General features: G+C 61.3%; 22 protein-coding genes and 2 pseudogenes. 18 read left to right on the top strand and 6 right to left on the bottom strand.

The window, feature by feature from the left end:
• Positions 1 to 23: 23 nt before the first annotated feature.
• The 9 genes from CABTHER_RS13495 (at position 24) to CABTHER_RS13475 (ending at position 5,937) form a co-directional block, all read left to right on the top strand.
• A complete protein-coding gene (locus tag CABTHER_RS13495) occupies positions 24 to 1,640 on the top strand; it encodes a type I restriction enzyme endonuclease domain-containing protein (protein WP_014101222.1) in 1,617 nt (538 codons plus the stop codon).
• An 81-nt stretch (positions 1,641 to 1,721) separates the two neighbouring features.
• Positions 1,722 to 2,162, top strand: a complete 441-nt coding sequence (locus CABTHER_RS17980; protein WP_455423197.1) for a DUF262 domain-containing protein — start codon at positions 1,722 to 1,724, stop codon at positions 2,160 to 2,162.
• A 41-nt stretch (positions 2,163 to 2,203) separates the two neighbouring features.
• Positions 2,204 to 2,452, top strand: a complete 249-nt coding sequence (locus tag CABTHER_RS17975) for a hypothetical protein (RefSeq protein WP_455423196.1) — start codon at positions 2,204 to 2,206, stop codon at positions 2,450 to 2,452.
• Positions 2,453 to 2,503: 51 nt separating this feature from the next.
• The gene (locus CABTHER_RS17970; RefSeq protein WP_455423195.1) at positions 2,504 to 3,265 is read left to right on the top strand and encodes a hypothetical protein; all 762 of its coding nucleotides are present in this window, start codon (positions 2,504 to 2,506) and stop codon (positions 3,263 to 3,265) included.
• Entirely contained in the window at positions 3,252 to 3,509 is a 258-nt protein-coding gene (locus tag CABTHER_RS17965; protein WP_455423194.1) for a hypothetical protein, read from the top strand. Before CABTHER_RS17970 ends, CABTHER_RS17965 begins: the two co-directional genes overlap by 14 nt.
• Positions 3,509 to 4,156 (top strand): restriction endonuclease subunit S, encoded by a 648-nt coding sequence (locus CABTHER_RS17765; protein WP_014101221.1) that lies wholly within the window; start codon positions 3,509 to 3,511, stop codon positions 4,154 to 4,156. Before CABTHER_RS17965 ends, CABTHER_RS17765 begins: the two co-directional genes overlap by 1 nt.
• Before the next feature lie 258 nt (positions 4,157 to 4,414).
• The gene (locus CABTHER_RS17960; RefSeq protein ID WP_014101220.1) at positions 4,415 to 5,032 is read left to right on the top strand and encodes an RNA-guided endonuclease InsQ/TnpB family protein; all 618 of its coding nucleotides are present in this window, start codon (positions 4,415 to 4,417) and stop codon (positions 5,030 to 5,032) included.
• A gap of 4 nt (positions 5,033 to 5,036) precedes the next feature.
• Complete coding sequence (locus CABTHER_RS17955; RefSeq protein ID WP_455423217.1) at positions 5,037 to 5,678, top strand: RNA-guided endonuclease InsQ/TnpB family protein; 642 nt, start codon at positions 5,037 to 5,039, stop codon at positions 5,676 to 5,678.
• Positions 5,679 to 5,688: 10 nt separating this feature from the next.
• A complete protein-coding gene (locus CABTHER_RS13475) occupies positions 5,689 to 5,937 on the top strand; it encodes a HepT-like ribonuclease domain-containing protein (protein WP_014101219.1) in 249 nt (82 codons plus the stop codon).
• Positions 5,938 to 5,986: 49 nt separating this feature from the next.
• Here CABTHER_RS13475 and CABTHER_RS17830 read toward each other — a convergent pair whose 3' ends face one another.
• Together CABTHER_RS17830 and CABTHER_RS17690 are read right to left on the bottom strand one after the other, a co-directional pair.
• Complete coding sequence (locus CABTHER_RS17830; protein ID WP_346732260.1) at positions 5,987 to 9,676, bottom strand: SpoIIE family protein phosphatase; 3,690 nt, start codon at positions 9,674 to 9,676, stop codon at positions 5,987 to 5,989.
• 156 nt (positions 9,677 to 9,832) lie between these two features.
• Positions 9,833 to 11,320: pseudogene (locus tag CABTHER_RS17690) on the bottom strand (serine/threonine protein kinase); the annotation flags it as partial.
• 214 nt (positions 11,321 to 11,534) lie between these two features.
• Here CABTHER_RS17690 and CABTHER_RS13460 point away from each other — a divergent pair.
• The 5 genes and pseudogenes from CABTHER_RS13460 to CABTHER_RS13445 all read left to right on the top strand — a co-directional run bounded on the left by CABTHER_RS13460 (position 11,535) and on the right by CABTHER_RS13445 (position 14,881).
• Positions 11,535 to 12,011 (top strand): DUF4760 domain-containing protein, encoded by a 477-nt coding sequence (locus CABTHER_RS13460; RefSeq protein ID WP_014101216.1) that lies wholly within the window; start codon positions 11,535 to 11,537, stop codon positions 12,009 to 12,011.
• Positions 12,012 to 12,035: 24 nt separating this feature from the next.
• On the top strand, positions 12,036 to 12,236 hold the full coding sequence (locus CABTHER_RS16220) for an AhpC/TSA family (RefSeq protein ID WP_014101215.1): 201 nt from the start codon (positions 12,036 to 12,038) through the stop codon (positions 12,234 to 12,236).
• 12 nt (positions 12,237 to 12,248) lie between these two features.
• A pseudogene (locus CABTHER_RS16215) lies at positions 12,249 to 12,560 on the top strand (redoxin domain-containing protein); the annotation flags it as partial.
• A gap of 72 nt (positions 12,561 to 12,632) precedes the next feature.
• Entirely contained in the window at positions 12,633 to 13,883 is a 1,251-nt protein-coding gene (locus tag CABTHER_RS13450; RefSeq protein WP_014101213.1) for a hypothetical protein, read from the top strand.
• On the top strand, positions 13,883 to 14,881 hold the full coding sequence (locus CABTHER_RS13445; protein ID WP_014101212.1) for an RluA family pseudouridine synthase: 999 nt from the start codon (positions 13,883 to 13,885) through the stop codon (positions 14,879 to 14,881). Before CABTHER_RS13450 ends, CABTHER_RS13445 begins: the two co-directional genes overlap by 1 nt.
• Positions 14,882 to 15,002: 121 nt before the next feature.
• Here CABTHER_RS13445 and CABTHER_RS13440 read toward each other — a convergent pair whose 3' ends face one another.
• The 4 genes from CABTHER_RS13440 to CABTHER_RS13425 all read right to left on the bottom strand — a co-directional run bounded on the left by CABTHER_RS13440 (position 15,003) and on the right by CABTHER_RS13425 (position 18,079).
• Positions 15,003 to 15,272 carry a hypothetical protein gene (locus CABTHER_RS13440; RefSeq protein ID WP_014101211.1) on the bottom strand — a complete coding sequence of 90 codons (270 nt, stop codon included), beginning with the start codon at positions 15,270 to 15,272 and terminating at the stop codon, positions 15,003 to 15,005.
• A gap of 97 nt (positions 15,273 to 15,369) precedes the next feature.
• Positions 15,370 to 15,966: a hypothetical protein gene (locus tag CABTHER_RS13435; RefSeq protein ID WP_014101210.1), complete on the bottom strand. Its 597-nt coding sequence runs from the start codon at positions 15,964 to 15,966 to the stop codon at positions 15,370 to 15,372.
• Positions 15,967 to 16,047: 81 nt separating this feature from the next.
• Positions 16,048 to 16,557 (bottom strand): hypothetical protein, encoded by a 510-nt coding sequence (locus CABTHER_RS13430; RefSeq protein ID WP_014101209.1) that lies wholly within the window; start codon positions 16,555 to 16,557, stop codon positions 16,048 to 16,050.
• A 49-nt stretch (positions 16,558 to 16,606) separates the two neighbouring features.
• The gene (locus tag CABTHER_RS13425) at positions 16,607 to 18,079 is read right to left on the bottom strand and encodes a hypothetical protein (protein ID WP_148264114.1); all 1,473 of its coding nucleotides are present in this window, start codon (positions 18,077 to 18,079) and stop codon (positions 16,607 to 16,609) included.
• A gap of 233 nt (positions 18,080 to 18,312) precedes the next feature.
• Here CABTHER_RS13425 and CABTHER_RS13420 point away from each other — a divergent pair, with 233 nt between their 5' ends.
• The 4 genes from CABTHER_RS13420 to CABTHER_RS13405 all read left to right on the top strand — a co-directional run bounded on the left by CABTHER_RS13420 (position 18,313) and on the right by CABTHER_RS13405 (position 23,545).
• Positions 18,313 to 18,786 carry a (2Fe-2S)-binding protein gene (locus CABTHER_RS13420; RefSeq protein WP_014101207.1) on the top strand — a complete coding sequence of 158 codons (474 nt, stop codon included), beginning with the start codon at positions 18,313 to 18,315 and terminating at the stop codon, positions 18,784 to 18,786.
• A complete protein-coding gene (locus CABTHER_RS13415) occupies positions 18,783 to 20,915 on the top strand; it encodes a xanthine dehydrogenase family protein molybdopterin-binding subunit (RefSeq protein WP_014101206.1) in 2,133 nt (710 codons plus the stop codon). Before CABTHER_RS13420 ends, CABTHER_RS13415 begins: the two co-directional genes overlap by 4 nt.
• A 116-nt stretch (positions 20,916 to 21,031) precedes the next feature.
• The gene (locus CABTHER_RS13410; RefSeq protein ID WP_228374091.1) at positions 21,032 to 22,570 is read left to right on the top strand and encodes an N-acyl-D-amino-acid deacylase family protein; all 1,539 of its coding nucleotides are present in this window, start codon (positions 21,032 to 21,034) and stop codon (positions 22,568 to 22,570) included.
• 15 nt (positions 22,571 to 22,585) lie between these two features.
• Entirely contained in the window at positions 22,586 to 23,545 is a 960-nt protein-coding gene (locus CABTHER_RS13405) for a pseudouridine-5'-phosphate glycosidase (RefSeq protein WP_014101204.1), read from the top strand.
• Positions 23,546 to 23,587: the final 42 nt, after the last annotated feature.

Raw genomic sequence — 23,587 nt, 5'->3', positions numbered from 1 at the left:
GATTGAATGGGAGTGGGCGCGCTATGGTCGAGTCTGTTGGGCGTGCTCGCTTCCCCGACGAGATAGAAGTTGAGGAAATCGAGCGCAAGGGACGGCTCAAGACGAAATGGGCGCAGCTCGAAGCGGTGGTCGGCGCGGAAAAGCGGCTCAAGTTGATCGCGCGGGACATCGTGGAGCACTTCGAGCGGCGGTTGGAGGCGCTCGAGGGCAAGGCAATGATCGTCTGCATGAGCCGGCGCATCTGCGTCGAGCTCTACAACGAGATCGTGCTCCTGCGCCCCGAATGGCACCACGAGGACGACGACAAGGGCCAGATCAAGGTGGTCATGACCGGCTCGGCTGCCGATCCCACGGACTGGCAGCCGCACATCCGCGACAAACGCCGGCGCGAGGCGCTGGCCAACCGTTTCCGCGACCCGCGCGACCCGTTCCGCATCGTCATCGTGCGCGACATGTGGCTGACCGGCTTCGATTGCCCCAGCCTCCACACGATGTATGTGGACAAGCCGATGCGCGGGCACGGCCTGATGCAGGCCATCGCGCGGGTGAACCGCGTGTTCCGCGACAAGCCGGGCGGACTCGTGGTGGATTACCTCGGCCTGGCTCACGAACTGAAGGCCGCACTGGCCACCTACACGGAAAGCGGTGGCACGGGCCGCACTGCGTTGGATCAGAAAGAAGCCGTGGCCGTGATGCTGGAGAAATACGAGGTCTGCTGTGACCTATTCCATGGTTTCGACCGGTCGAAGTGGTCCACTGGAACGCCGCAAGAGCGGTTAGCGCTTTTGCCTGCGGCCCAGGAACACATCCTGGCGCAAGAAAACGGTAAAGAACGATTGCTTCAGGCCGCACGCGAGCTATCGAAGGCTTTTGCGCTGGCCGTGCCGCACGAGGAAGCGCTGCGCATCCGCGACGACGTGGCGTTTCTCCAAGCGGTAGCGGCGGCGCTAGTCAAGCGCGCGCCGGGTGCGCCGCGCACAGAGGAGGAGTTGGATCACGCCATCCGGCAGATCGTTTCCAAGGCCATCGCGCCCGAGGGCGTGGTGGATTTGTTCGCTGCCGCCGGGTTGAAGAAGCCGGATATTTCGATCCTCTCGGACGAGTTCCTGGCCGAAGTCCGTGGGATGCCGCAGCGCAACCTGGCGGTGGAACTTCTGCGCAAGCTCCTGGAAGGCGAGATCAAGACCCGCCGGCGCAAGAACCTGGTGCAGGCGCGGTCGTTTGCCGAGATGCTCGAGCAGGCGATTCGCCGCTACCAGAACCGCGCTATCGAAGCCGCGCAGGTGATTGAGGAGTTGATCGGCCTGGCTCGCGACATGCGCGAGGCCAACGCCCGCGGGGAGAAGCTCGGCTTGAGCGAGGAGGAGCTGGCGTTCTACGACGCACTGGAGACCAACGACAGCGCGGTCAATGTGCTCGGCGAGCCCACCCTGGCGCAGATTGCGCGGGAGCTGGTGGAGACCGTGCGCAGAAACGTCACCATTGACTGGACCTTGCGCGAGACCGTGCGCGCACAGTTGCGCGTGCAGGTCAAACGTATCCTTCGCAAACACGGCTACCCCCCAGACAAGCAGGAGAAAGCGACACAGACGGTGCTGGAGCAGGCGGAGGTGCTTTCGGCAGAATGGGCGGTGGCATAATTTCGGAGAAGGTCGAGAGCTGGACGTTCATTCCAGCATTGCTCTTTTCTCTGTAAACCTTCTTGTGAAAGAATATTCGCGATGCGCTACTCAGTCACTCCGCATCCCATTGAAACCCTATTGACCTGGGTGAAATCCGGCGAGATCGCCATACCCGAAATCCAACGGCCCTTCGTCTGGGATGCCACCAAGGTGCGCAACCTGCTCGATTCCCTTTACCGTGGGTATCCCGTCGGCTACTTGATCACCTGGCGCAACCCAACAGTCAAGCTCAAGGATGGCACGTTATCCGCCGGCAAGCGCATTCTGATTGATGGCCAGCAACGGATCACGGCGCTGATGGCAGCCCTCCTGGGCAGGAAGGTCATCACCAAGGACTACGATACCGTCCGATCCGGATTGCCTTCCACCCGCAAGAAGAGCGCTTTGAGGTCAGCAACCCCGCCATCGCGAAAGATCCTGCCTGGTTGGAGGATGTCGCCGAGCTGTTCTCGCCCTCCGCAAGCGTTTTCCAGATCGTGACAGATTATTGCCAACGGAACGCGGGTACCTCACAAGATGCCGTGTTCGCCACCCTCGAGCGACTGCGGAAGATCATTCACAACCACGTCGGCGTGATCGAGCTGGCTGACGACTTGGACATCGAGACGGTCACTGAGATTTTCATCCGTGTGAACTCGGCGGGTGTGGAGCTTTCCCAAGCCGACTTTGCCATGTCCAAGATCGCGGTGAACGAAAAATACGGGGGCAACCTCCTGCGCAAAGCGATTGACTATTTCTGCCACCTCGCAGTCGCTCCCGAATTCGCCTAGAAGATCGAAAATGGTGATCCGGATTTCGTACGGTCCGAGTTCTGGCCGGCCATGCGCTGGCTCAAGGACGTCAACGACGACCTCTACGACCCCACCTATACGGACATGCTGCGCGTGGCGTTCACCTACGAGTTTGGCCGCGGCAAGCTGCAGGACCTGGTGGCGCTACTATCGGGGCGCAATTTCGAGACCAAGCAGTATGAAGAATCAATTGCTGAGGAGTCCTTCGCTAAACTCAAGTCGGGCATTCTCGCCTTCATGAACAAAACCCATTTCGATCGCCTGACCATGATTCTGCGATCGGCCGGCTTTGTCACCAGTGACCTGATCACTTCCCGCAACGCGGTCAACTTTGCCTACATTGTCTACCTGCGCGGCCGGTGCGAGGGGCTCCCACCTGACGAAATCGAGTGCTTGGTGCGCCGCTGGTATGCGATGTCCATCCTTACCGGCCGCTATACCAGCGGTCCCGAGTCGACCTTTGACCTCGACATCCGCCAGATCGAGGCGCAAGGACTGCGAAGCTATGCCGACGCCGTCATCGCAACCAAACTGCCGGACAGCTTTTGGACGGGAATGTTGCCTCAGCACATGGAGACCTCTACGGCTCAGTCCCCCGTACTTCATCGCCTATCTGGCCGCGCAAGCGCGGCTTGGCGACAAGGGTTTCCTCTCCAAGGACATCACCGTGCGCGATCTCTTGCTCAACCGCGGCGACAAGCACCACATTTTCCCGCGGCGATACCTTCAGCAGCAGGGCTTGAGCCGTGGCCAGTACAACCAGATCGCCAACTTCGTCATGGCGCAAAGTGAAATCAATATCGCTATTGGCGACAAGCCACCGGAAGTCTACTTCAAGGAGATCGCCGAGCAAGTGAACGGCGGCCCGAAGCGCTACGGCGGCATCACCGACCCGGAGGTTCTGCGGCAGAACTTCGAGGAGAACTGCCTGCCAGAGAGTCTGCTCAACGGCCAGGTGCCGGACTATGAAACGTTCCTTGCCGAGCGACGCCGGCTCATGGCCCTTCGCATCAAACGCTGGTTCGAGGTGCTGTGATGATGGACGGCCTCAAGCCCTACCCCGCCTACAAAGACTCCGGCGTCCCGTGGCTGGGCCAGGTGCCGGAGCATTGGGAACTCAAGCCGCTCAAACGGTTGGTACGGTTAAATGCGAGTGTCCTGCCAGACACTACTCCTGCTGACTATGAATTCCGGTACATTGACATAGGTACGGTGGGCACAGGTTTTCTAACCAGAGAGCCACAACGGCTGCGATTTGGTAACGCCCCCTCCCGCGCCAGACGAGTTCTCCATATGGGAGTTACCATTATCTCAACCGTTCGAACTTACCTGAAGGCGGTCTATTATGTGGACAAAGACGCAGAGGCTCTAGTGTGTTCGACCGGCTTTGCTGTTTTGACGCCAGGACCCAGCACACAGCCGAAATACGTGAGCTACTTGGTGCAGAGCAATACTTTCACTGATCGTGTAACTGCCGAATCGGTTGGCACAGCTTACCCGGCAATTGCCGAGGGGCGACTTGGGTCGTTCTATGTCCCCGTTCCCCCCCTCCCCGAACAAACCGCCATCGTCCGCTTCCTCGATTACATGGACCGGAGTTGGAAACCGGACGGTCGCTTTTTGATCTCGGAGGGCTCCAGTATGACCTGGAGCAGCTTTTGGGTTGCCGCGTGGATGTGGTGACGGAACGAGACTTGAAGTCACGCATTCGGGAGCGCGTCCTTCAGGAGGCCGTGCCCGTATGAGGGATAGCAGAGAGAGAGCGACTGCGCGACATACTGACATCCCTTGCTGCCATTGAGCGCTATGCGGATCGCGAACAGGAAACCATTTGAGCAAGATGAACTCTTACCGAAAAAACGCCGTAAAGCCCTGCACTTTAGGGCAGGGATATAAGGCGCACGCTGTTTTATCAAGCCAAACCTGTGATAAAATAGCAGTATGAGAGTCATGGAAGCCAAGCTACTCAACGGGACAGCAGAGCAGTATCAGGCTCTGGATGAAGCCATCCGTACCGCACAGTTTGTCAGAAACAAATGTGTGCGGTACTGGATGGACAACAAGAGCGTCAACAAAGCTGTTCTCTATGCCCATTGCAAAGACCTGGCCAAAGAGTTTGACTTTGTCAGGAAGTTAAACTCAGCGGCAAGGCAGGCAAGTGCAGAGCGAGCTTGGGCTTCCATTTCCCGGTTCGATACCAACTGCAGAAACAAGGCGGTCAAGAAAGGCTATCCGCAGTTCAAGAAGAACTGTCGGTCGGTCGAGTACAAGCTGTCCGGCTGGAAGCTGTCTCCTGACGGCATGTCCATCACGTTCACCGACGGCTTCAACGCAGGAACATTCGCCTTGTACTGCAATGGTGAGGCAAGACACCATATCCTAAACTCCAAAATCAATCGGGTGCGGGTGATACGCAGGGCAGATGGGTACTATGCCCAGTTCTGCTTGGATGTGGAGCGCAAAGAGCAGGGAGCATACACAGGCAATGTTATTGGCATTGACTTGGGCTTAAAGGGCTTTCTACACCGACCAGAACGGCAACCCTGTAGAGTGTCCTAAGTATCTGCGGAAAGCAGAGAAGCGGCTAAAGCGCCACCAGCGCAGGTTGAGTAGGAAGTTCAAGAAAGGGGCGAAACCTCAATCTAAGAACTACCACAAGCAAAAGAAAAGACTAGGCAAAGCACATCTGAAAGTCCAACGCCAGCGTAAAGACTGGGTGATTAAGTTAGCTCGGTGCGTGGTGGCATCTCACGATGTCGTGGTGTACGAAGACTTGCAGGTGAAGAACCTGGTCAAGAACCATCATCTTGCCAAATCCATTCATGATGCTAGCTGGTCGCAGTTCACCCAGTGGTTAGACTACTACGGTAAGGTATGGGACAAGGCAGTAGTCAGCGTACCGCCGCAGTACACCACACAGGACTGTAGTAACTGTGGGCATAGGGTAGTAAAAACCCTATCCACCAGAACCCATAGTTGTCCTAAATGTGGATTTGAATCAGACAGAGACCAGAATGCGGCTTTGAACATCCTCAAGAAGGGACTAAGCATCTTGGGAATGGAGTGGCAAAACAGTACCTTTGGGCAAAAGGGAACTGCCTCGAAAGAGGGAACGCTTGGGGAGAGATGCACCGCTGCTTTAGAGGGGCAACCTGATGAAGTAAGTGCGCTCGCAGAACCAAGAACAAGAATCCCCTGCCTTTAGGCAGGGGAGTATGTCAAAAACGTGGTTTCTTCGGCATCTTCAAATCATTGGTGAGGCAGCCCGCGCCTTGCCAGAAGAGGTTCGGATGCTGGCGGCTGAGATTCCCTGGACCAAAATCATCGGTATGCGCAACGTCCTGGTGCATGGTTACTTCGAGATAGACACCGACGTTGTTTGGCATACCGTGCAGCGTGACATACCGGCCCTGAAATCAGCAGTTGAGCGATTCTTGCAGCGCCTCGAAGCTGAAGAACCCTGAGCAACGATTTCCAATCCCAAAGCGCACAGTCCTGCCATGACCCGAACTCTTACGAGATGCGGATGCCAACCAGCGTGACATCATCCCGCTGTGGCTCGCCGCTGCGGTGCGTGTCAAAACACCATTCGAGGTGCCGCTGCTGCAAAGGAAGCGCCTGGGAAGCCACTTCCTGAAGCGTTTGTTTGAGCGCCGAAGACCCGTAACGCTGTCCCCGGGGATTGTTCTGGTCGGCAAAACCATCCGAACTCAGATACAACATCGCGCCGGGAGGCAGGTGGAGGCGGTGCCCGGTGAAAAGACGCTGCCGTTTGCTGCTCCCGACACCGCCCCGGTCGCCGCGTATCTCGCGCAAAAGCCCCTGTTCCACGACGTACAGCGGACGCCCGGCCCCGGCAAAGGTCACAATGCCGTCTGGTTCAAGCCGGCACAGCACAACGTCCATGCCATCGCGCTGCGCATCCTGACGCGCGTCATGACGCAATGCCGTACGGATGCCGGTATCAAGGGCTTCCAGAATCGCCGCCGGCGACTCGATGCCCCGTTCAATGACAATCTGGTTGAGCAGTTCATTCCCAATCATGGACATCAGCGCACCCGGTACGCCATGGCCTGTACAGTCCGCCACGGCCAGCCAGCGTGTCTCGCGCCCGGCGGTGCACCAGCAGTGCAGCCAGTAGAAATCGCCGGAGACGATGTCCCGCGGTCGCCAGAGAACGAAATGCTCGGCAAAGGCCCGGGTGAGTTCTTCGGGTGTGGGCAGGATGGCGCGCTGAATGCGCTCGGCATAACGGATTCCATCCAGGATTTCGGTCGTGGTCTGTTCGAGGCGCCGGTTTTTTTCAGCCAGTTCCTGCGTCCGCTGCCGGACCTTTTCCTCGAGGTTGGCATAAAGACGGGCATTTTCCAGCGAGACCGCGGCCTGGGCGGTGAGAATCGTCAGGGCTTCGCGGCGTTGGGCATGAAAGACATTGGCGACGGCGCGGTTTTCCAGGTAGAGCAGGGCGCGTACCTGCCCCCGATGCCGGGCCGGGAGGCAGAGCGCTGACCGCAACCCGACGGACTGAACGTAAGGGTCCTGGCTGAAATCCGGGGATTCCGTGGCATCTTCGAGGAAAATACCTTCACCGGTGCGCAGGACGACGTGGATGATGCTCAACGGCAGCGCGTCAACTTCTTCCAACGGGCGCGGCGTCGGCGTGGCCGGCGCTGCGCGGTGGACATCCCGCTCCGCTTCGACGTACCAGCGGCCATCTTCCCGGGGGAGCATCAGGACGCCACGGGTGGCGCCGGCATTTTCCAGGGCAATTCTCAGCAGGGCATCGAGGAGGCGTTCCTGGACGATTTCCCCGGCCAGCACGCGGGCCGCTTTCATGACGCTGGCCATATCGAGTGAGCCGCCACCGCTGGTCGAGGAGGTCGGGATGCTGGTGGTGGTCAGCGCCACGTGGGTGCCGGTTGAGCGCATGAAGTCCGGCTCCGTCAGCAGCGCGCCGTACTGCTCATCGAAATACCGGACCTTTTCCGTCGCCCCCCACCGGACATAGGCGCGGCGTGCATCCTGGGCATAGGCGCGCGCGATTTTGGTGCGTTTCTGGTCGAGGAAAAAGCGCGCGGCACACTCGTTGGCCAGGGCTTCCTCGTGGATGAAGCCGTTTTCACGCGCCGTGGCAATGGCCCGGTCGTATGCTTCCAGGGCGGCTCCGATGTCACCCCGCAGCGCGTGGAGTTCCGCGTCTATCAGGTGAAGTTTCTGGCCATAGTTCATCGGCGCCAGCCCGGCCCACCGGGCCATGCGGCGGCGGGCGGCGTCGAGCCAGTTCCACATGGCCTCGGCCTCCGGCTCCGCCACACGGCCGGTGCGCAACCGGGCCAGCCGGATCAGCGCGCCGAACAGATACACGTTCGGCTGGAGGCAGGATGACTGCAAACCGGTCATGTTGGCTTCGCACAGCAGGGACTGTTCATAGGCCCGCTGGTCGTCGCCAAACAGATAGGCAAGCTTCATCCGCAGATAGGCCAGGGTGCCAAGGGTTCCCTGGTCGCCGGTGGCTGCTACGGCGGCATCGTCCATGGCCTGGTCGCCCTCGCCCCACGTGATCTGCATCGGGTCATCTGTCCGGGTGCGCAGGTTGCGGACGTAGGACAGGCAGAGGTTGTTCGTCCGGTAGTTGCGTTCCTGGCGCAGGGCGCGGATGGCTTCGCTATGCTTTTGGGCATCGCGTCCCAGGCTGTCGAGTGGTTGGCCGATGAAGATACCAAGCCAGGTGACAGCCAGCAGCGCCGTCGAAGCAAACTCCAGGTCGCCGGTTTCAACCCCTTCCTGATAGGCCGCGCGGAGCGGCGTGATCGAATCCCGGGCCGGTTCCCGCCAGACGCTGAGAAAGAAATAGTAGGAAATCAGCGCCCGGGCGCGGGCTTCACTCGTGGGCCGCTGATCGAGCAGGCGGCGGGCAAAGCGCCCCGTGGCATACCCCTGCGCCGGGTCGTTGAAACCACTGCACAACACGAGTCCCAGTGCCACAAAGGACGAGGCCGCCAGGTCGTTGAGGCCATGTTCGAGAACGAGTGCCACGCGCCACAACACAACTAGCGTAAACAACGGGCTGTTGCTGAGAAACGCCGGCACCGACATCCGGTACAGCAGACGGGAGGCCGCCAGCGCCTGATGGTCCTGCATTTCCGGCAGGTTCAGCGGCGCATCCGTGTCGAGGGAGGCGATACGGGGGCCGAGGCGTCCCCAGACGGCGCCAATATCGGCTGGCGTCGGGTGTTCGGGCAGTGGAATGCCAAGCTGCTGCAAAACCGTCCGGGCATGGGCCAGCGCCGCGTGGAATTGGTACTGGGCCGAGTGGGACAGGATGGCGATTTCATGCGCCAGAAGGGCGTCAGGCAGCGTCCGGGCATGATGGAAAACGGTCTGCGTGAGCGTCTGGGCAACCTTCGGGTTGGCGCTGAAAAAGGCTGTCTCGGCTGCTTCGAGGTGCAGATGCAGGGCGAGTTCGTAGTGGTTTTCCCAGGCATCCGGGGGCAGGAGTTCCAGCCCAACCTGCAAATACTCCAGCGCCGGCGCAAAGGCGGCCGCGGCTTTGGCGGCGCGTCCGGCGTGCAGGTTGAGGTGCGCCAGTTCTTCACGTTCTTCTGCAGTGGCTTGCTCACGGCCCCGGTTGAGGTGGTTGACGATGTCAAAGAGGCGGGTCGTGAAGCTGGCCAGCGAAGTGTCCGGGGTGAGGGGGTGGGCCGCCGCCAGCAGGCGCCGGCCGATGCGCCAGTGGCGTGCGCGCCGTTCCGCTTCCGGCGCCAGTTCGTAAGCCGCCTGCTGTACGCCGTCATGAACGAAGGCAAAACGGTCCGTCCGACGCCCGGCGGTGGCTTCGCCCAGCACGAGGTCGGCGGCAACCGCCGCTTCCAGGGCAGCCTGTGCGGTGGACACATCGGTTTCCGCCGCCAGCGCGGCCTGTGCCACATCAAAGGTGCTGCCAAGACAGGCGGCGGCATGCAGGACCTGCTGGACGGAAGCCGGGCAGCGGTGGAGTTTTTCGATGAGAAAGGTGACGGCATTTTCCGTCAGCGCAGCCGTGGCGATGCCTTCCAGGTCGGCCCGCCAGCCCTGGCCCGGGTGAAAGGTCAGCCAGCCATCGGCGGCGAGGCGCTCCAGCAGCTCACGGACGAAGAAGGGGTTGCCACCGGTTTTGCGATGGACGATGGCCGCCACGGCCGCGACATCCTCCGTGGCACCCATGGCCGCCGCCGTAAGCTGTTCCACGCTGTCGGGCCCCAGCGGCTTGAGGGGGATGTAGGTCAGGGGAATGCCCGTGCTGCGAAAGGTGTCCAGGGCCAGTGTGAGTGAATGCCCGGTGCTTTCCGCCTGATCACGGGAGGCCAGAATGATGAGCGCCTGTACCCGCTGCCGGTTGCGGGCCAGCGCGGCAAGAAGTTCGAGTGAGGCCGCATCGGCCCACTGGACATCATCCAGGAACAGCACCAGCGGGTGATGTCTGGCGGCAAAAACACTCAGCAGCCCTTCAAAGGCGCGCTCCAGGCGGTGGCAGGCTTCCATCCCGGAGATTTCATACACCGGCATAGTCTCGCCCACGATGAGTGCCAGATCGGGAACAATCGGCAACAGCATGGCGGCGGATGCGCCAAGGGCCGTGCGGATGGCTTCCCGCCAGCTTTGGAGTTCGGCGTCACTGCGCGCCAGCAGTTGCCGGACAAGCTGCCGGAGCGCCAGTCCCAACCCCGAATAGGGGGTGCTTCCCCGCAACTGCTCATATTTGCCGGTAATGAAAAAACTGCGCCGCGCCGTGACGGGCACGTGCAGTTCGGCAATGAGGGCGGTTTTCCCAATCCCGGAAGGCCCGGTGACGAGAACCATTTCACATCCGGTCTGGCTGATGCGGTCGAAGGCTTCCCGCAGGAGGGCAACTTCGCGCCCGCGTCCATACAGCCGTTTGGGGATGACAAAGGTGCGGGCGTCATGCCGTCCCAGCGGAAAGGGATCAATGGTGGGTGGCGGGTGCTGACCGTCGCCGGTGAGCTGGCGCTGACACTCAAGCAGGTCGGCCCGGACGCCGGCAGCCGTCTGGTAGCGGTCGTCGGGAGATTTGGCCAGAAGCTTGGCCACGATGTCGGAGAGGGGCGCCGGTATCTGGGGAGTGCGCTGCTGGACGGGCGGCAGCACGAGCGCCAGGTGCGCATGGATGATTTCCAGTGGGTCGTGCGCCCGAAACGGCAGGGTGCCGGTCAGCAACTCGTAGAGCAGCACGCCGAAAGCGTACAGGTCGGCGCGCGCATCAATCGGGCAACTCATGCGGCCGGTCTGCTCCGGCGCGAGGTAGTCGAGCGTGCCCTAGAACATATCTGTTGCGGTATGCCGGACTGCGAAGCGACGGCTGCGGACGGCAATGCCGAAGTCAATGAGTTTGACCTGCCCGGTGGTGCGATTGACGACGATATTTGAGGGATTCACATCCTTGTGAAGGATGTTGTGCGCGTGGATGACTTCCAGTGCGTCCAGGATACCGATGGCAATGACAAGCCGTTCGGTCAACGGCAGATGTGTGTATGAGGCCACCAGGTGGCGCAGCGCTTGTCCGCCGAAGTCTTCGACAATGAGGACGGGGCGATGTCCGACGCGCGTCAGTTCATGGGCGCAGATGATGCTGGAACATTCCCCGGCCTGGGCGGCCAGCGAGGAAAGCAGGTTCCACTCGTGGTCGTAGCGTTGCATCAGGGCGGCCGGCGGCATGGCTTCGGCCGTCGTTTTGAGAACGACAGCCGCGCCCGTGTCCGCCCGCTGTGCCCGCAGCACCAGGGTCCGGGTGCTGCGGTACACTTCGGCAGCCACGATATAGCCAGGTGGTACGCAGTCGTAAACCGACATCAGGCAGGTGGGGCTGGCACAAGGTACAACCGCCAAAGTGTAAAGCTTGTTCTGAATGAAAGCTACAGAAGTTTGGCAGTGCTTCCGGGGCTGACAGGGCGTTGGGGGCCAGCGCACCGGGCCGGACGCCGCACTTTCGCGCCCACCGTTTCGCACTGGCTGTGATACAGTGCCGGCGACAGACATTTCTTCCTATCAACCACGAGGCTGTGGCATGGCGACCCATGAAGACGCGCAACTGATTCTGAAACTCTACGAACTGCGCCGTGACCCGGTAATGCGCGAGGCGCGGGATTTCGTGGCTTTCAAGTTTTTCCCGGAATCGGCCCAAGACATCAAAGACCTGCTGTTTGACAAGCGCAACCCGGTGTATGGCGCTTACTGGCGGCAGGTGACGACGTACTGGGACATGGCCGCCGCGCTGGTCAACCACGGAACGCTGGACGAAGCCTTGTTTTTTGACACCAACACGGAATGTTTTGCCGTGTTTACCAAACTGGAGCCGTTCTTGCCGGAACTGCGCGAGATGTTCGGACCGTGGTACATGGTCAACCTCGAAAAACTCATCCGGCGCTATCCGAACTACAGTGAGCGTTTGGCAAGCCTGCGGACGCGGCTGAAGTTGTACGGCGAAGCCTACAAGAGCCGGAAAACCCGTGGCTTCCATCCCGAAGGTGGCAGTGACGAATAAGGACATTGACGAGGGGGACAGGCTGTGAACCTTGCCAAGCTGCTGGAGCTGCCTTTCAAGGGAAACTTCATTCCCTATCCGAGCCGGTCGGTTGTGGAACTGGGGCAACTGGCGCCTGACTTTACATTGCCCGATATTCACGGGCAGCCCTTTACGCTGTCGGCGGTGGCGCCCCGGTGGTGTCTGCTCTACCTGACCCGCATCGTGGACCGGGGATTCATCTGACCGTTCTGCTATCCGCGACTGGTCGAGTTGCGCGAACAATACCCAGCTTTTCAGGAACGGGGAGCCGAAGTGGTGGTTGTGACCACAACGGATGTGCCAACGTCCAAGCTCATCGCCGGGGATTTGGCGTTGCCCTACCCGTTGCTCAGTGACCCGGAGTGGGTGGTCTTCAAGGGCTATGGCACGGGAGCCGCTTTGGGTGTGCCACTCCCAGCGCAATTTCTGATTGACGGCGATGGCCGGGTCGTTGAACGTTATCTCTGTGATCTCGTACCGAATCACCCGCCGCTGGATGTAACTCTGGGACAGATACCCACTCGTTGAGTGCTTAGTCTCGCCTGGTGCCGGCCGCGTCTATGCTGGACGGCCGGCACCGGCAAGAGAGTGGATACCCTCATGAAAGCCTGTCCAAAGTGTGAAAACCCCTGGGATGACGGCAAGCGGTTTTGTCCCTATCACGGGTTGCCGCTGGTACCCCTTCCAGAGCCGGTGGCTGTGCCCGCAGATGCGGAAGTGACCGCCCGGATGAGCGAACAGGAACGGGTGCAGCTTTTTACGCCACAGTTTCCCGTTGCGGAGTCCCCTTCATCGGGCAGGCTGTCCGCCTCAGCGCCAGCCGGTGCGCCTGAAATCGCGGCGTGGTCGGAAGCGGCCGTCCAGATAGACGATCCGCCAACACTCAAATCGCAGCGTCAGAAGCCGCCGCCGGAACCTGACACGGTTATTCCTCCGACCGTCATTGTGTCGCCAGCAGCCGCTCCGCCTGAGCAAGTGGAAGCTGCGCCGAACCCTTCCGTGACGGATACCTTCATTCCTCCAACGGTCGTTGTTGCTCCGGCCGAAGTGGAGGCTATCCGGCCGTCCCAGGCTGGTGTATCGCCTCCGGCCACGTCCCGTACAGAGGTGGAATCCCTCTCTGGGACGATCAAGGTGGAGGCTACACACACAGTGCTCGTGGACCCTTCCGCAACACACTTTCTGGGACTGATGGAGATGGAACCGGCAAAGTCACCTGCCTCGGTGCCACCCCCGGCGGCAGCCGCCGGTGACGATGTCGGGTTCATTCTGGACCTGGAGAAAAGCAGCACCCGCCTGCCACCTCCGCCCCAGGCAGCGGAGCCGCCGCCGGGCGGAACGGCGTCACCGGTTGGGCGGAGTCTGACGCCTTCGGCTGTTCCGTCGTTGGTGACGCCCCCTTCTCCAACCCTCAAGCGGCGTACTGCCGTGCAGTATTTCAAGCTGTTCAATGAGCGCAAAAAAGTCATGCAGCAGTTTGTCCATGGGCTGGACCCAAGGCGCGTGCACATCACCGAGGGGCACAGCAATCAGGAAGAGTTGCTCATGCACCGTTATGACCTTACCTTTCGGTATCTGGTGTCACAGCGCACCTTTCCGCTGGTTATCATTTTGCAGCGCAAGCCGGTCTATGATCTGATGACATCGGTTGACCTTTACGAGATTGGCGAATCGCCCCGGCTACGCGAAGAACGTACCAAGCTTCTGGGTGGAGAGTGCAAACCAACGCCAAATGGTGTGGTCTATCATGTTTCCTACGCCGAGGATTTGCCCACCGAACAATTCGGCGATTGGCTTCAGAAAACATTTCAGGAGATCGCCAAACTCCTTCCGGGTTTGAGCTTCCCGTAATGGATGCAGACCCTTCCACTGTCAGCGCCTTGGACCTGTCGGCAGCCGAGACAGTGCTGTGTCGGGTGCCGGAGGCATCTGCCGGTCTCCGGCTCGATGTGTTTCTGGCCGAGGTTCTGGCCGTCAGCCGGGCGCGCATCCAGCGAGCCATTGCCGACGGCGAAGTACGGGTCAACGGACAGGTGCGGCGCGCAAGTTACCGCGTGGGGCCGGGCGATGAAATTGAGGCGGATGTTCCAGCGCCGGTGACAACGGACCTTGTACCGGAAGACTTGCCGCTCACGATTCGATTTGAAGATGAAGCGATCCTGGTGCTGGAAAAACCCGCCGGGCAGGTCGTCCATCCGGCGGCAGGCGTGATGCACGGGACACTGGCCAATGCGCTGGCGTTTCACTTCGGCCACCAGCGGCCGGGGGCTGAGCCGTTGCGTCCGGGAATTGTACACCGGCTCGACCGGGATACTTCGGGTCTGATGGTCGTCGCCAAAACTGACGCGGCGTTGGAACACCTCGCCGGGCAGTTTCGCGCCCGCACGGTTGAAAAGGGCTACCTGGCGCTGGTTCACGGCGATGTCGTCGGGACCGGCACAATTGACGCCCCCATTGCCCGTGACCGCAAACACCGCCTGAAGATGACAGTGGACCCGGGCGGACGTCCGGCGCGTTCCCACTACGTGGTTCGGCAGCGGTTTGGGCCGGTGACACTGCTTGAGGTACGGATTGAGACCGGGCGGACACACCAGATTCGGGTTCACTGCGCCCACATCCGGCATCCGGTCGTGGGCGATCCGCTCTACGGTTTAGGGTGTGACCGGCAACTGCGCCATCCGTCCCAGCGTCAGGCCGTCGAGCGGTTGGGAAGGCAGTTTCTCCACGCGGCGCATCTGGCATTTGTGCATCCCGTATCGGCGCAGCCGATGCGTTTTGTGTCGCCGCTACCGCCAGACCTTCAAGGCTGTCTTGTGGCCTTTGCCGGCTCGGAAGCCCGTTTGGCCTAGCGGCGCTTTCCGGCTTGTTGGCCCGAACAGGCGGTGTGCAACAAGACAAAACGCGCGGGGAGCGCCCCCGCGCGTGGAAAAGAGGTGAACACGAAAGGCTCGGTTGCGGATGCCGGCCGGTTCAGCGGGCTGTCTTCTTGGCCTTCTTGCCAGCGGTGCACTGCCCATCCACGCAGCAGTCGCTGCCGGGCGCACAGCAGTCCGCACCCATGCCGCAGTCCCGATCGGCGCAGCAGTTGAGCTTGGCACAGCAGGAAGCCGTTTCTTTCTTCTTTGTGGCGCAGCAGGCGGCCGGGGCTTTCTTCGTGGCCTTCGGGGTCTTGGCCGTGGCCAGGTCACCGCCGAAGAACGTGGTCATGAGGAACAGGGCTGGAACGATAACTTTCAGCATGATGTGTCTCCTTTTTGTGTCAACGAAAGTGTGAAGTCCAAGCGCTCATCGTGGAGCGCATAAGCCATCAAAGCGAAGGTCAACCCACTTCCGAAGACTAAATCCTGAAGACACAGCACCTGAGATAGGTGTCCCGGCGAGAAGGCTGGTACGCCACGACCACCGGCGGCTGTGAAGCCGTGGGACGCCGGACAACGGGAAGGCGAACCGGCAGGCAGGTCGTTGCGGCCAGCGGTGCCTCAAAAGTAAAGAGCGACGCCACCGTGAACCGGTCTGGCGTTTCGGCATGGTGGCAGCCGCAACACGCATCATCAGCGCCAACGAGGGCTGCCGTGTTTCCGGCCGTCAGTCCGCTTGTTTCCAGACGAAGCATTGACTGCCCGGAAGCGGCTTTCGCTGCCAGTGCGCCTGATGCCGGTGTGGCTGGCATTGCCGATGCTCCAGCCACCGGCTGCGGGAGCCGATTCTGCTTCCTGACTGCGCAGCAGAGGTGTTTTGACCGGGGTGTGGCCGGCGTGCGGAGGAGCGTGTCCGGTGTGGCTGGTATCGCTGTGGCAACAGCGCCGCCGCCGAACAGGGCAATGTGGGCCGTTGCCGGTTGGGTTTGCGCCTGAGCCGCATGCATGCAGCCACCCATCAGGCAGTTCAGCACGCAGGCCAGCGGTGTCACGCATACCGCTGACAGCGCCAGCATTGTTACCAGAACTGACCAACGGGAACGGAACACACGCACCATGCTAGGTAGTATAAGGCAGAAACGCCCACGGTCAACAGGTCAGTTTTCAAGGGCATCGGCCGGCTGGAAGACTTCCAGGCACAGATGATGACCGTTTTCAGCGGCTGGCCGGCACTGCACCGGCAGGTCAGCAACCGTGGAAATGAGGGCTTCAAAAAAGCCTGCCAGAAGCGGGAGGGCATCAGGTTGCCCATCCTGAATGTGGATGGTCAGGGTCGGTTCCTGCGCGACGAAGTCGCACCGCCCAAATCCATGCGCCTGCAGGTAGTCGCAGCACAAGCCAAGAAAGGGTTCAACGGGGGCTTGCGCCAGTGGCAGCGTCCGTCCGGTACGCTCGGCCAGGAGTGCCGGAAAGCGTGCAACCATCCGTTCGCCCCAGTTCTGTCCAATCTGGCGCAGGCAATCGGGGAGGTCTTCGTCCGTTTCGCGCAGCGCGGCCAGCAGGTCCGAGAGTGCCGGCGCCAGCATACCCGGCGCACCGGTCGCATCCACACAGATGCCGTGCTTCCCGTCACTCTGGAGAAAAAGCCCGTCGGTTGGTGTGCTCATCCGGTTGACCTACCCAAGGCAAAGCATCCCTGACAGACAGCCTGTGTCATCATCCGAAGCCGAAGCCGCCACGCCCAAACGAGCCGGAGCGGCCGGCGCGGGTACCAGTAATCCGTCCGCCGGAGCCCACCCGCACCGTACTGCGACCAAACCCGCTTGGCTTGCTGCGTCCAATGCCCCGCGCGCCCCCTATCCGTGAGGATGAAAACATGGTCTGCCGCGGAGCCGGCGTGTAGCTTGGCACACGCGAGACCATCGGGTTCGTCGCCGGAGAGACCATGCGGTAGTAAGGCGTACGGCTGACATAGACCGGCGAGGGAACATAGTAGGGGTACGAATAGAAGAACCACACACTGCCCATCGGGTGCCCACCGTAGTAGTACCGGGGACGACTGGTACCCGCGCTTTGGTTCGGGGCAGGCATGAACTCGCTGGCCGGCAGGATGGCCACACTGATGCCGGCGTTTTTGTAGTCCACGAAATCCTCGTTGAGGTCGTCCATCTCCACCTTCCGGGAACTGTCCGGCGTCACGTAGATGATGTGCTTGATTCCGGCTTCAGTGAGCTTGGCCGCTGGCGGGACCTTGGCCAGATAGCGGTTGTCAAACTGGTTGTCAGCATCCTTGTAATCGTTGAGCCGGTAGGCGTCGAGCAGAAAGACCGGCGGGGCATGTTCCGGGAGGGTCGCCTGTTTGGCGGCAATTTCGTCAGCGTAATAGAGCATCGCCGCCAGAGTTTCATGCGACGGGACAACCCCAAGTGGGTGCGGATAGTTATCAAACGTCGTAATCAGGCGTCCGTGGGAGGCCAACCCGGCTCCGTAGGCAATGCTGTCGCGCCCGATGAGGTCCACAATAATCGCCGTTTCGCCAGGGTTGGCAGCATTGGCGAGGATGTCTTCGGCCAGCGCCTGTCCGCGCCCGTAGCTGGCATCCATACTTGGGCCAAAGATGGGCTTGAGCTGGCTTCTGAGTGACTCCGCCTGAAGGGACTGAATCAGGGTCGGCACAAAATACGGCTGCCATTTGCCGCGCGGCTCAAACGCTGCCAGCATGGCGTTCGAATCGAGATACTTCTGCCAGGCCTGGCTGTTTCGGGAATCAAGTTGCGTTGTCGGAACGCTGAAGGTCAGCGGACGGTTTTCCGAACCGATGTTCCAGCCACTTTTTTTCTGGAGTTCAAGCGAATCGGTGTCAATTTCCTCCTCGCTGAGCAGGGCGACAAGGGCCGCGACACCGCCGATAGTCACAGCCCCGGCGGCTGCCCCGCCAATGATCCAGCCCCGGCGTGAAACCTTCTGCCACCAGGGCTTGGAGGCGCTGGCATAACCCGCGGCGTAGGGACTGGCTGCCTGACCAGGTGCGGCATAGTTGACGCGCCCCACGCCCCCCGGCCCGGAAAACTGCTCGCCAAAGCTGGCCCCGGCTGGCCCGGACTCCGGGAAGTAGGGCGATTGGGAGCGGCCGGGCGGCACTTGAACCGGTGGCCTGCGGGAAGATGGCGGAACAGATTGCTCTGACATAGACAGATTCCAGGAATGACTGTTGAGGGCTGAGGCTGGCTTGAGGACAACGGTCGTGAGGCGCAGAGTGCGCCTAGTTACTTAGCACACTTTTCGGATGCGGTGAATTGTCTTTCCTGAACTTTGCCCTGTGACATTTCGCGTTGTTTTTTCGGGTTCGGTAGCGTAAAAGCCGACGTTAGGATGCGTTGCGCGCGCGTCTGACCTGACTGCATCAGATTGAGGTACTGGGTATGCCGACCACGGTGACGATCAATGGTACGAAACAAACCTGTGACGCGCCGCCCGAAATGCCCCTGCTGTGGGTGCTGCGTGATGTCCTGGGTTTGACCGGAACAAAATACGGCTGCGGTGCCGGTCTCTGCGGAGCCTGTACCGTCCACCTGGACGGTGTTGCCGTGCGGTCGTGCACGCTGCCGCTGTCACGGGTTGAAGGCAAGCGCGTTACAACCATCGAGGGGCTGTCGCCGGATGGAACGCATCCCGTCCAGCAGGCGTGGAAGCTCGAAGATGTCGCCCAGTGCGGCTACTGCCAGCCCGGCCAGATGATGGCTGCGGCGGCCCTGCTGGCGGCCAAGCCCAAGCCTACCGAAGAAGACATTGCCAGCGCCCTGGCCGGGAATCTCTGCCGGTGTGGGACGTACCAGCGCATCCGGGCCGCCGTACAGCGCGCCGCCACGTTGCAGAAAGGGGAAAAACGGTCATGACGCTGATTGTCAACCTTTCCCGACGCGAGTTTCTGGCCGGGGCGACGCTGACCGGTGTGGCTTTGACACTTGGCTGCCACGTCGAGTCGAACGGGGTGCGGGCGGCGGATTCCACCGCCCCGGTGCTCGCTCCCAATGCCTTCGTGACCATTCGCCCTGATGGGCGCATTCTCGTCACTGTCAACAAGACCGAAATGGGGCAGGGCGTACGTACCAGCCTGCCCATGCTGGTGGCCGAAGAACTAGACGCTGACTGGTCGCAGGTCACCGTGGAGACGGCATCGTTTGATCCGTCGCGCTATGGATTTCAGGGCACCGGCGGGAGCGGCAGCCTGCGGGGAGCCTGGGAGCCGCTGCGACGGACCGGCGCCACAGCGCGCGCCATGCTGGTCGAGGCGGCCGCCCGCCGCTGGAATGTCCCGGCCGATGCCTGTCGGACGGAAGCTGGCTTTGTGTTGCATCCTTCGGATGCGACGAAAAAACTCAGCTACGGCGAACTCGTCGCTGATGCCGCCAACCTTCCCGTTCCTGATCCCAAGGCGGTCAAACTCAAAGACCCCAAGGATTTCAAGCTCATCGGGCGGCGTGTGCCGCGCTACGACAACCCGGACATTGTCACCGGCAAGGCCGTCTATGGCATGGATGTGCGCCTGCCGGGGATGCGTTTTGCCACGATGGTGCATCCTCCGGTTTTTGGCGGCAAGGTCAGGCAGGTCGAGGACACTGAAGCCAAACGGGTGCCGGGCGTTGAACAGGTCTTTGTGACGGACCGGGGGGTGGCCGTTGTGGCCACCAACACCTGGGCGGCTTTTGAAGGCGCGAAAAAACTCCGCATCACCTGGGACGACGGCCCCCATGCGAAGTTGTCCAGTGCGGACATTCGCGCCATGTTCATTGAGAAATCCACGTCGCCGGGGGATGTCGCCCGGCAGGACGGAGACTTCGACAAGGCATTTGCTTCAGCCGCAAAACAGCTTGAAGCCGTTTATGAAGTGCCGTACCTGCACCATGCCACCCTTGAGCCGCAAAACTGTACGGCGCGGGTCAGCGCCGAAGGTTGTGAAATCTGGGCCCCAACGCAGTTCCCGAACTTTGTTATGGATGAAGCCCGACGCATTACCGGGCTGGATGCCGGGCGCATCAAAATTCACGTCACCCTGCTCGGCGGCGGTTTCGGGCGGCGGATTGAAGCCGACTATGCGGCGGATGCCGTTGAAGTCGCCAGGCGGCTCAATGGTGTCCCGGTGCAGGTGACGTGGACGCGCGAGGAAGACATGCAGCACGGCTGGTATCGCCCGGCCAGCCTGCACGTGGTCAAAGCCGGCCTGGCCGAAAACGGACAGCCGGTGGCCGTACTGCATCGGCTGGTGGCCCCATCCATTCGGGGGCAACGCCAGCCGGACGGGGGCAAAGGCGTCGATCCGGGGGCCATGGCTGGTATCACCACAACAGCCTACGAACTGCCGAATTTTCGGGCGGAGTATGTCCGCGCCAACACCGCCGTGCCGATTGGGTTCTGGCGCGCGGTGTTCGATTCGCAGAATGCCTTTGTGCAGGAATCGTGGATGGATGAGTTGGCCCATGCGGCCAAAGCCGATCCGGTCGAGTTCCGGCTGGTGCGGCTGGGGAAAGCACCGCGTTTGAAGCGGGTACTGGAAGTTGCGGCAAAAGCAGCCGGGTGGGGGCAGCCCTTGCCCAGGGGGCGCGCCCGTGGCGTGGCGTCCCATTTTTCCTTCGGCGCGTTTTGCGCCCAGGTTGCGGAAGTGTCCGTTGAGGATGACCTGCCGCGTGTTCACCGGATTGTCTGCGCCATGGATGTCGGTACGGTGGTCAACCCAAGCCAGGTCGAGGCGCAGATCGAGGGTAGTATCGCCTTTGCCCTGAGTGCGGCGCTGTACGGCGCGATCACGGTCGAGCAGGGACGGGTCGTGCAGTCCAATTTCAATGATTATCCGCTGTTGCGGATGGCCGAAATGCCCCGCGTCGAAGTCCATCTCATTCCCAGCAGCGAGTCTCCGTCAGGTGCCGGCGAACCGGCGCTGCCGCCCGTGGCCCCAGCCGTTTGTAATGCCCTGTTCGCTCTGACCGGGAAGCGGATTCGGAAACTTCCCATTGAGCTGGATACATGATCTGGTCGCAACGACGCCTGTGGTGGCTGGTTATCTGGTGGTTTGTAGCCAGCCACTGGGCTGTGGCGCAAAAACCCGCGGAAACGGCCCCTGAAAAAGCCCCTGAAAAAACGCCAGTGCCCACGTCGTTTGAAACCTACGATGTGCTTATCACGAACGCCCGCGTTGTGGACGGCACGGGCAATCCCTGGTTTCGGGCCGAGGTGGCCATCAAAGATGGTTACATCGTGCGCGTGGGGCGCAAGTTGCCCGGCCGGGCCACGACAGTAGTGGATGCCAAGGGACACATCCTTGCGCCGGGCTTTATTGATGTCCATGCCCACGTGGAAGACATCTTCCGCTACCCGGAAGCCGAAAACTTCATCCGCATGGGCGTGACGACGCTTGTGACCGGAAACTGTGGGAGTTCGGTGACGGATGTCGGAGCATTTCTGGGGGGCTACAAAGAAACACCGTTGACGGTCAACCTGGCAACGCTCATTGCGCACGGTTCAGTCCGGGCGGCCGTGATGAACTATGCCAACCGCGAGCCGACCTCCGAAGAACTGGCTGCAATGAAACGTCTCGTGGCCAAGGCCATGGACGATGGCGCAGTGGGGCTTTCCACGGGACTGATCTACGTTCCGGGGAGTTTCGCCAAAACGGATGAAATCGTCGCGCTGGCGGAAGTTGTCGCGGCGGCTGGCGGGTTGTACGTAACCCACATGCGCAATGAAGGCAATGGTGTGCTGGAAGCCATTGCGGAAGCCATCACCATTGGTGAGCGGGCCGGTCTGCCGGTGGACATCTCCCACCTCAAGGTGGCCACGCCCCGGCTGTGGGGGCAGGCTGACCGCGCACTGGAACTGATCCGGGCAGCACGCGCCCGGGGGCTGGAAGTGACAGTGGATCAGTACGCTTACACAGCGTCTTCGACTTCGCTGGAGAGCCTGCTGCCGGACTGGGTGCTGGCCGGTGGGCGCGAAGAGGCGCTCCGTCGCCTTGCGGATGCCACGCTCCGGGCGCAGGTCAAAGAGGAACTCAAAGCCAACCTGAAGGCCAAGACCCGCGAGGATTTCAGCTATGCCGTGGTGGCGTTTTACGGCGCAAATGTGGACTACAACGGCAAAAATCTCGTGGAAGTGACGCGCCTGGCCCAGGGCACGGATGACCTGGATGCCCAGACCGAGCAAATCCTGGTGATGTATGAGCAGGGCGGGGCCGGGATGATCTACCACACCATGCGGGAAGATGATGTGGCCACCATCATGCGCGAGCCGTTCACGATGGTGGCGTCTGATGCCGGCGTGCGCAAACTGGGCCTTGGCGTACCGCATCCGCGTGGCTATGGCAACAATGCGCGGGTGCTGGGGCGGTTTGTACGCGAGTTGGGGGTACTCCGTCTGGAAGACGCCGTACGCAAGATGACGAGCCTGCCGGCGCAGACGTTCCGGCTGGGGCGGCGGGGTCTGGTTCAGGAAGGTTTCATCGCCGACTTGGTGCTGTTTGATGACCGGACGATTCAGGATAACGCCACTTATGACGATCCCCATCACTTTCCAACCGGGATTCAGGCGGTGTTTGTTCGTGGAGTGGCCGTTCTGCAGGATGGCAAGCTGACCGGTGCGCGTCCGGGACAGGCCATCCGGCGGGCGGCCGCCGGGGAAGCCAGATAGACCCGGAGGGGCCGGATGAACGCGGAAGGGATTGAGCTTTCGGCGGAAGTGGCGACGGCGCTGGCACAGGGGCAGCCGGTGGTGGCGTTGGAGAGCACCGTCATTGCCCACGGGCTGCCCTATCCGGTGAATGTGGAGACGGCTTTGGCGATGGAGGCCGAAGTGCGCGCTGGTGGAGCTGTCCCGGCGACAGTGGGCGTAGTCGGGGGGCGGGTGGTGGTGGGGATGGACAAGTGTCTGATAATGCAATTTGGTGAATCTGCGTGTTGTGATACGCCCTCTGCTGAGGGAGATGTATCGCCCAATAAACAAACGGTGGCCAAGCTGGGGGCGCGTGATCTGGCGGCGGCCGTGGCTTTGGGCTGGGACGGGGCTACGACCGTCGGGGCAACCGCACGGGTGGCTGCCCTGGCCGGCATCGAGGTCATGGCCACCGGCGGGATTGGCGGGGTTCATCGCGGTGCTGCCCAGAGCTGGGACATCAGCAGCGACCTGACCGCCCTCGCCCGGTATCCGGTGCTGGTGGTCTGCGCCGGAGCCAAAGCCATTTTGGACATACCGGCCACCCTGGAGTGGCTGGAAACCCATGGTGTGCCGGTTGTGGGGTGGCAGTGTGCGGAATTTCCGGCCTTCTACACGGCGCGCAGCGGGCGGCGGCTGGGCTTTACTTTTGAATGTCTGGATGACCTGGCGCGTCTGTGGCAGGTGGAGCGTGCCTGGGGGGGAGGGGGCGTTGTTGTGGTGCAGCCGCCGCCGGAGGAAGTCCCCGGTGTCGAGGTCGCCATCGAGGCGGCCCTGTCACGCGCTGAAGCCCTGGGCATCCGGGGGGCGTCCGTCACACCCTACCTGCTGGCGCAGGTGAGTTCATTGACGGATGGCAAAAGCCTGGATGCCAATGTCAAACTGTTGAAGCGAAATGCCCAAACTGCTGCCAAAATAGCTTGTGCAATCGCGTCCAAAAAACGGAAAGACTGAGTATATATCCCAGTAAGAAAAACATTACAAACTGGCTAAGCT

The sequence above is a fragment of the Chloracidobacterium thermophilum B genome, assembly GCF_000226295.1.
Lineage (GTDB): Bacteria > Acidobacteriota > Blastocatellia > Chloracidobacteriales > Chloracidobacteriaceae > Chloracidobacterium > Chloracidobacterium thermophilum.
This window is presented reverse-complemented; position numbering and strand designations above follow the sequence as displayed.

Bases quoted from the DNA above. Each gene is read 5' to 3' on its own strand.
- CABTHER_RS13495 (WP_014101222.1), top strand. From the start codon at position 24: ATGGTCGAGTCTGTTGGGCGTGCTCGCTTCCCCGACGAGATAGAAGTT.
- CABTHER_RS17970 (WP_455423195.1), top strand. From the start codon at position 2,504: ATGCGCTGGCTCAAGGACGTCAACGACGACCTCTACGACCCCACCTAT.
- CABTHER_RS13475 (WP_014101219.1), top strand. From the start codon at position 5,689: ATGTCAAAAACGTGGTTTCTTCGGCATCTTCAAATCATTGGTGAGGCA.
- CABTHER_RS17965 (WP_455423194.1), top strand. From the start codon at position 3,252: ATGGCGCAAAGTGAAATCAATATCGCTATTGGCGACAAGCCACCGGAA.
- CABTHER_RS13430 (WP_014101209.1), bottom strand. From the start codon at position 16,557: ATGAGCACACCAACCGACGGGCTTTTTCTCCAGAGTGACGGGAAGCAC.
- CABTHER_RS13445 (WP_014101212.1), top strand. From the start codon at position 13,883: ATGGATGCAGACCCTTCCACTGTCAGCGCCTTGGACCTGTCGGCAGCC.
- CABTHER_RS17830 (WP_346732260.1), bottom strand. From the start codon at position 9,676: ATGGGTGCCACGGAGGATGTCGCGGCCGTGGCGGCCATCGTCCATCGC.
- CABTHER_RS13425 (WP_148264114.1), bottom strand. From the start codon at position 18,079: ATGTCAGAGCAATCTGTTCCGCCATCTTCCCGCAGGCCACCGGTTCAA.
- CABTHER_RS13405 (WP_014101204.1), top strand. From the start codon at position 22,586: ATGAACGCGGAAGGGATTGAGCTTTCGGCGGAAGTGGCGACGGCGCTG.
- CABTHER_RS13415 (WP_014101206.1), top strand. From the start codon at position 18,783: ATGACGCTGATTGTCAACCTTTCCCGACGCGAGTTTCTGGCCGGGGCG.
- CABTHER_RS17765 (WP_014101221.1), top strand. From the start codon at position 3,509: ATGATGGACGGCCTCAAGCCCTACCCCGCCTACAAAGACTCCGGCGTC.
- CABTHER_RS13440 (WP_014101211.1), bottom strand. From the start codon at position 15,272: ATGCTGAAAGTTATCGTTCCAGCCCTGTTCCTCATGACCACGTTCTTC.
- CABTHER_RS13450 (WP_014101213.1), top strand. From the start codon at position 12,633: ATGAAAGCCTGTCCAAAGTGTGAAAACCCCTGGGATGACGGCAAGCGG.
- CABTHER_RS17960 (WP_014101220.1), top strand. From the start codon at position 4,415: ATGAGAGTCATGGAAGCCAAGCTACTCAACGGGACAGCAGAGCAGTAT.
- CABTHER_RS13420 (WP_014101207.1), top strand. From the start codon at position 18,313: ATGCCGACCACGGTGACGATCAATGGTACGAAACAAACCTGTGACGCG.
- CABTHER_RS17980 (WP_455423197.1), top strand. From the start codon at position 1,722: ATGCGCTACTCAGTCACTCCGCATCCCATTGAAACCCTATTGACCTGG.
- CABTHER_RS13460 (WP_014101216.1), top strand. From the start codon at position 11,535: ATGGCGACCCATGAAGACGCGCAACTGATTCTGAAACTCTACGAACTG.
- CABTHER_RS13435 (WP_014101210.1), bottom strand. From the start codon at position 15,966: ATGCTGGCGCTGTCAGCGGTATGCGTGACACCGCTGGCCTGCGTGCTG.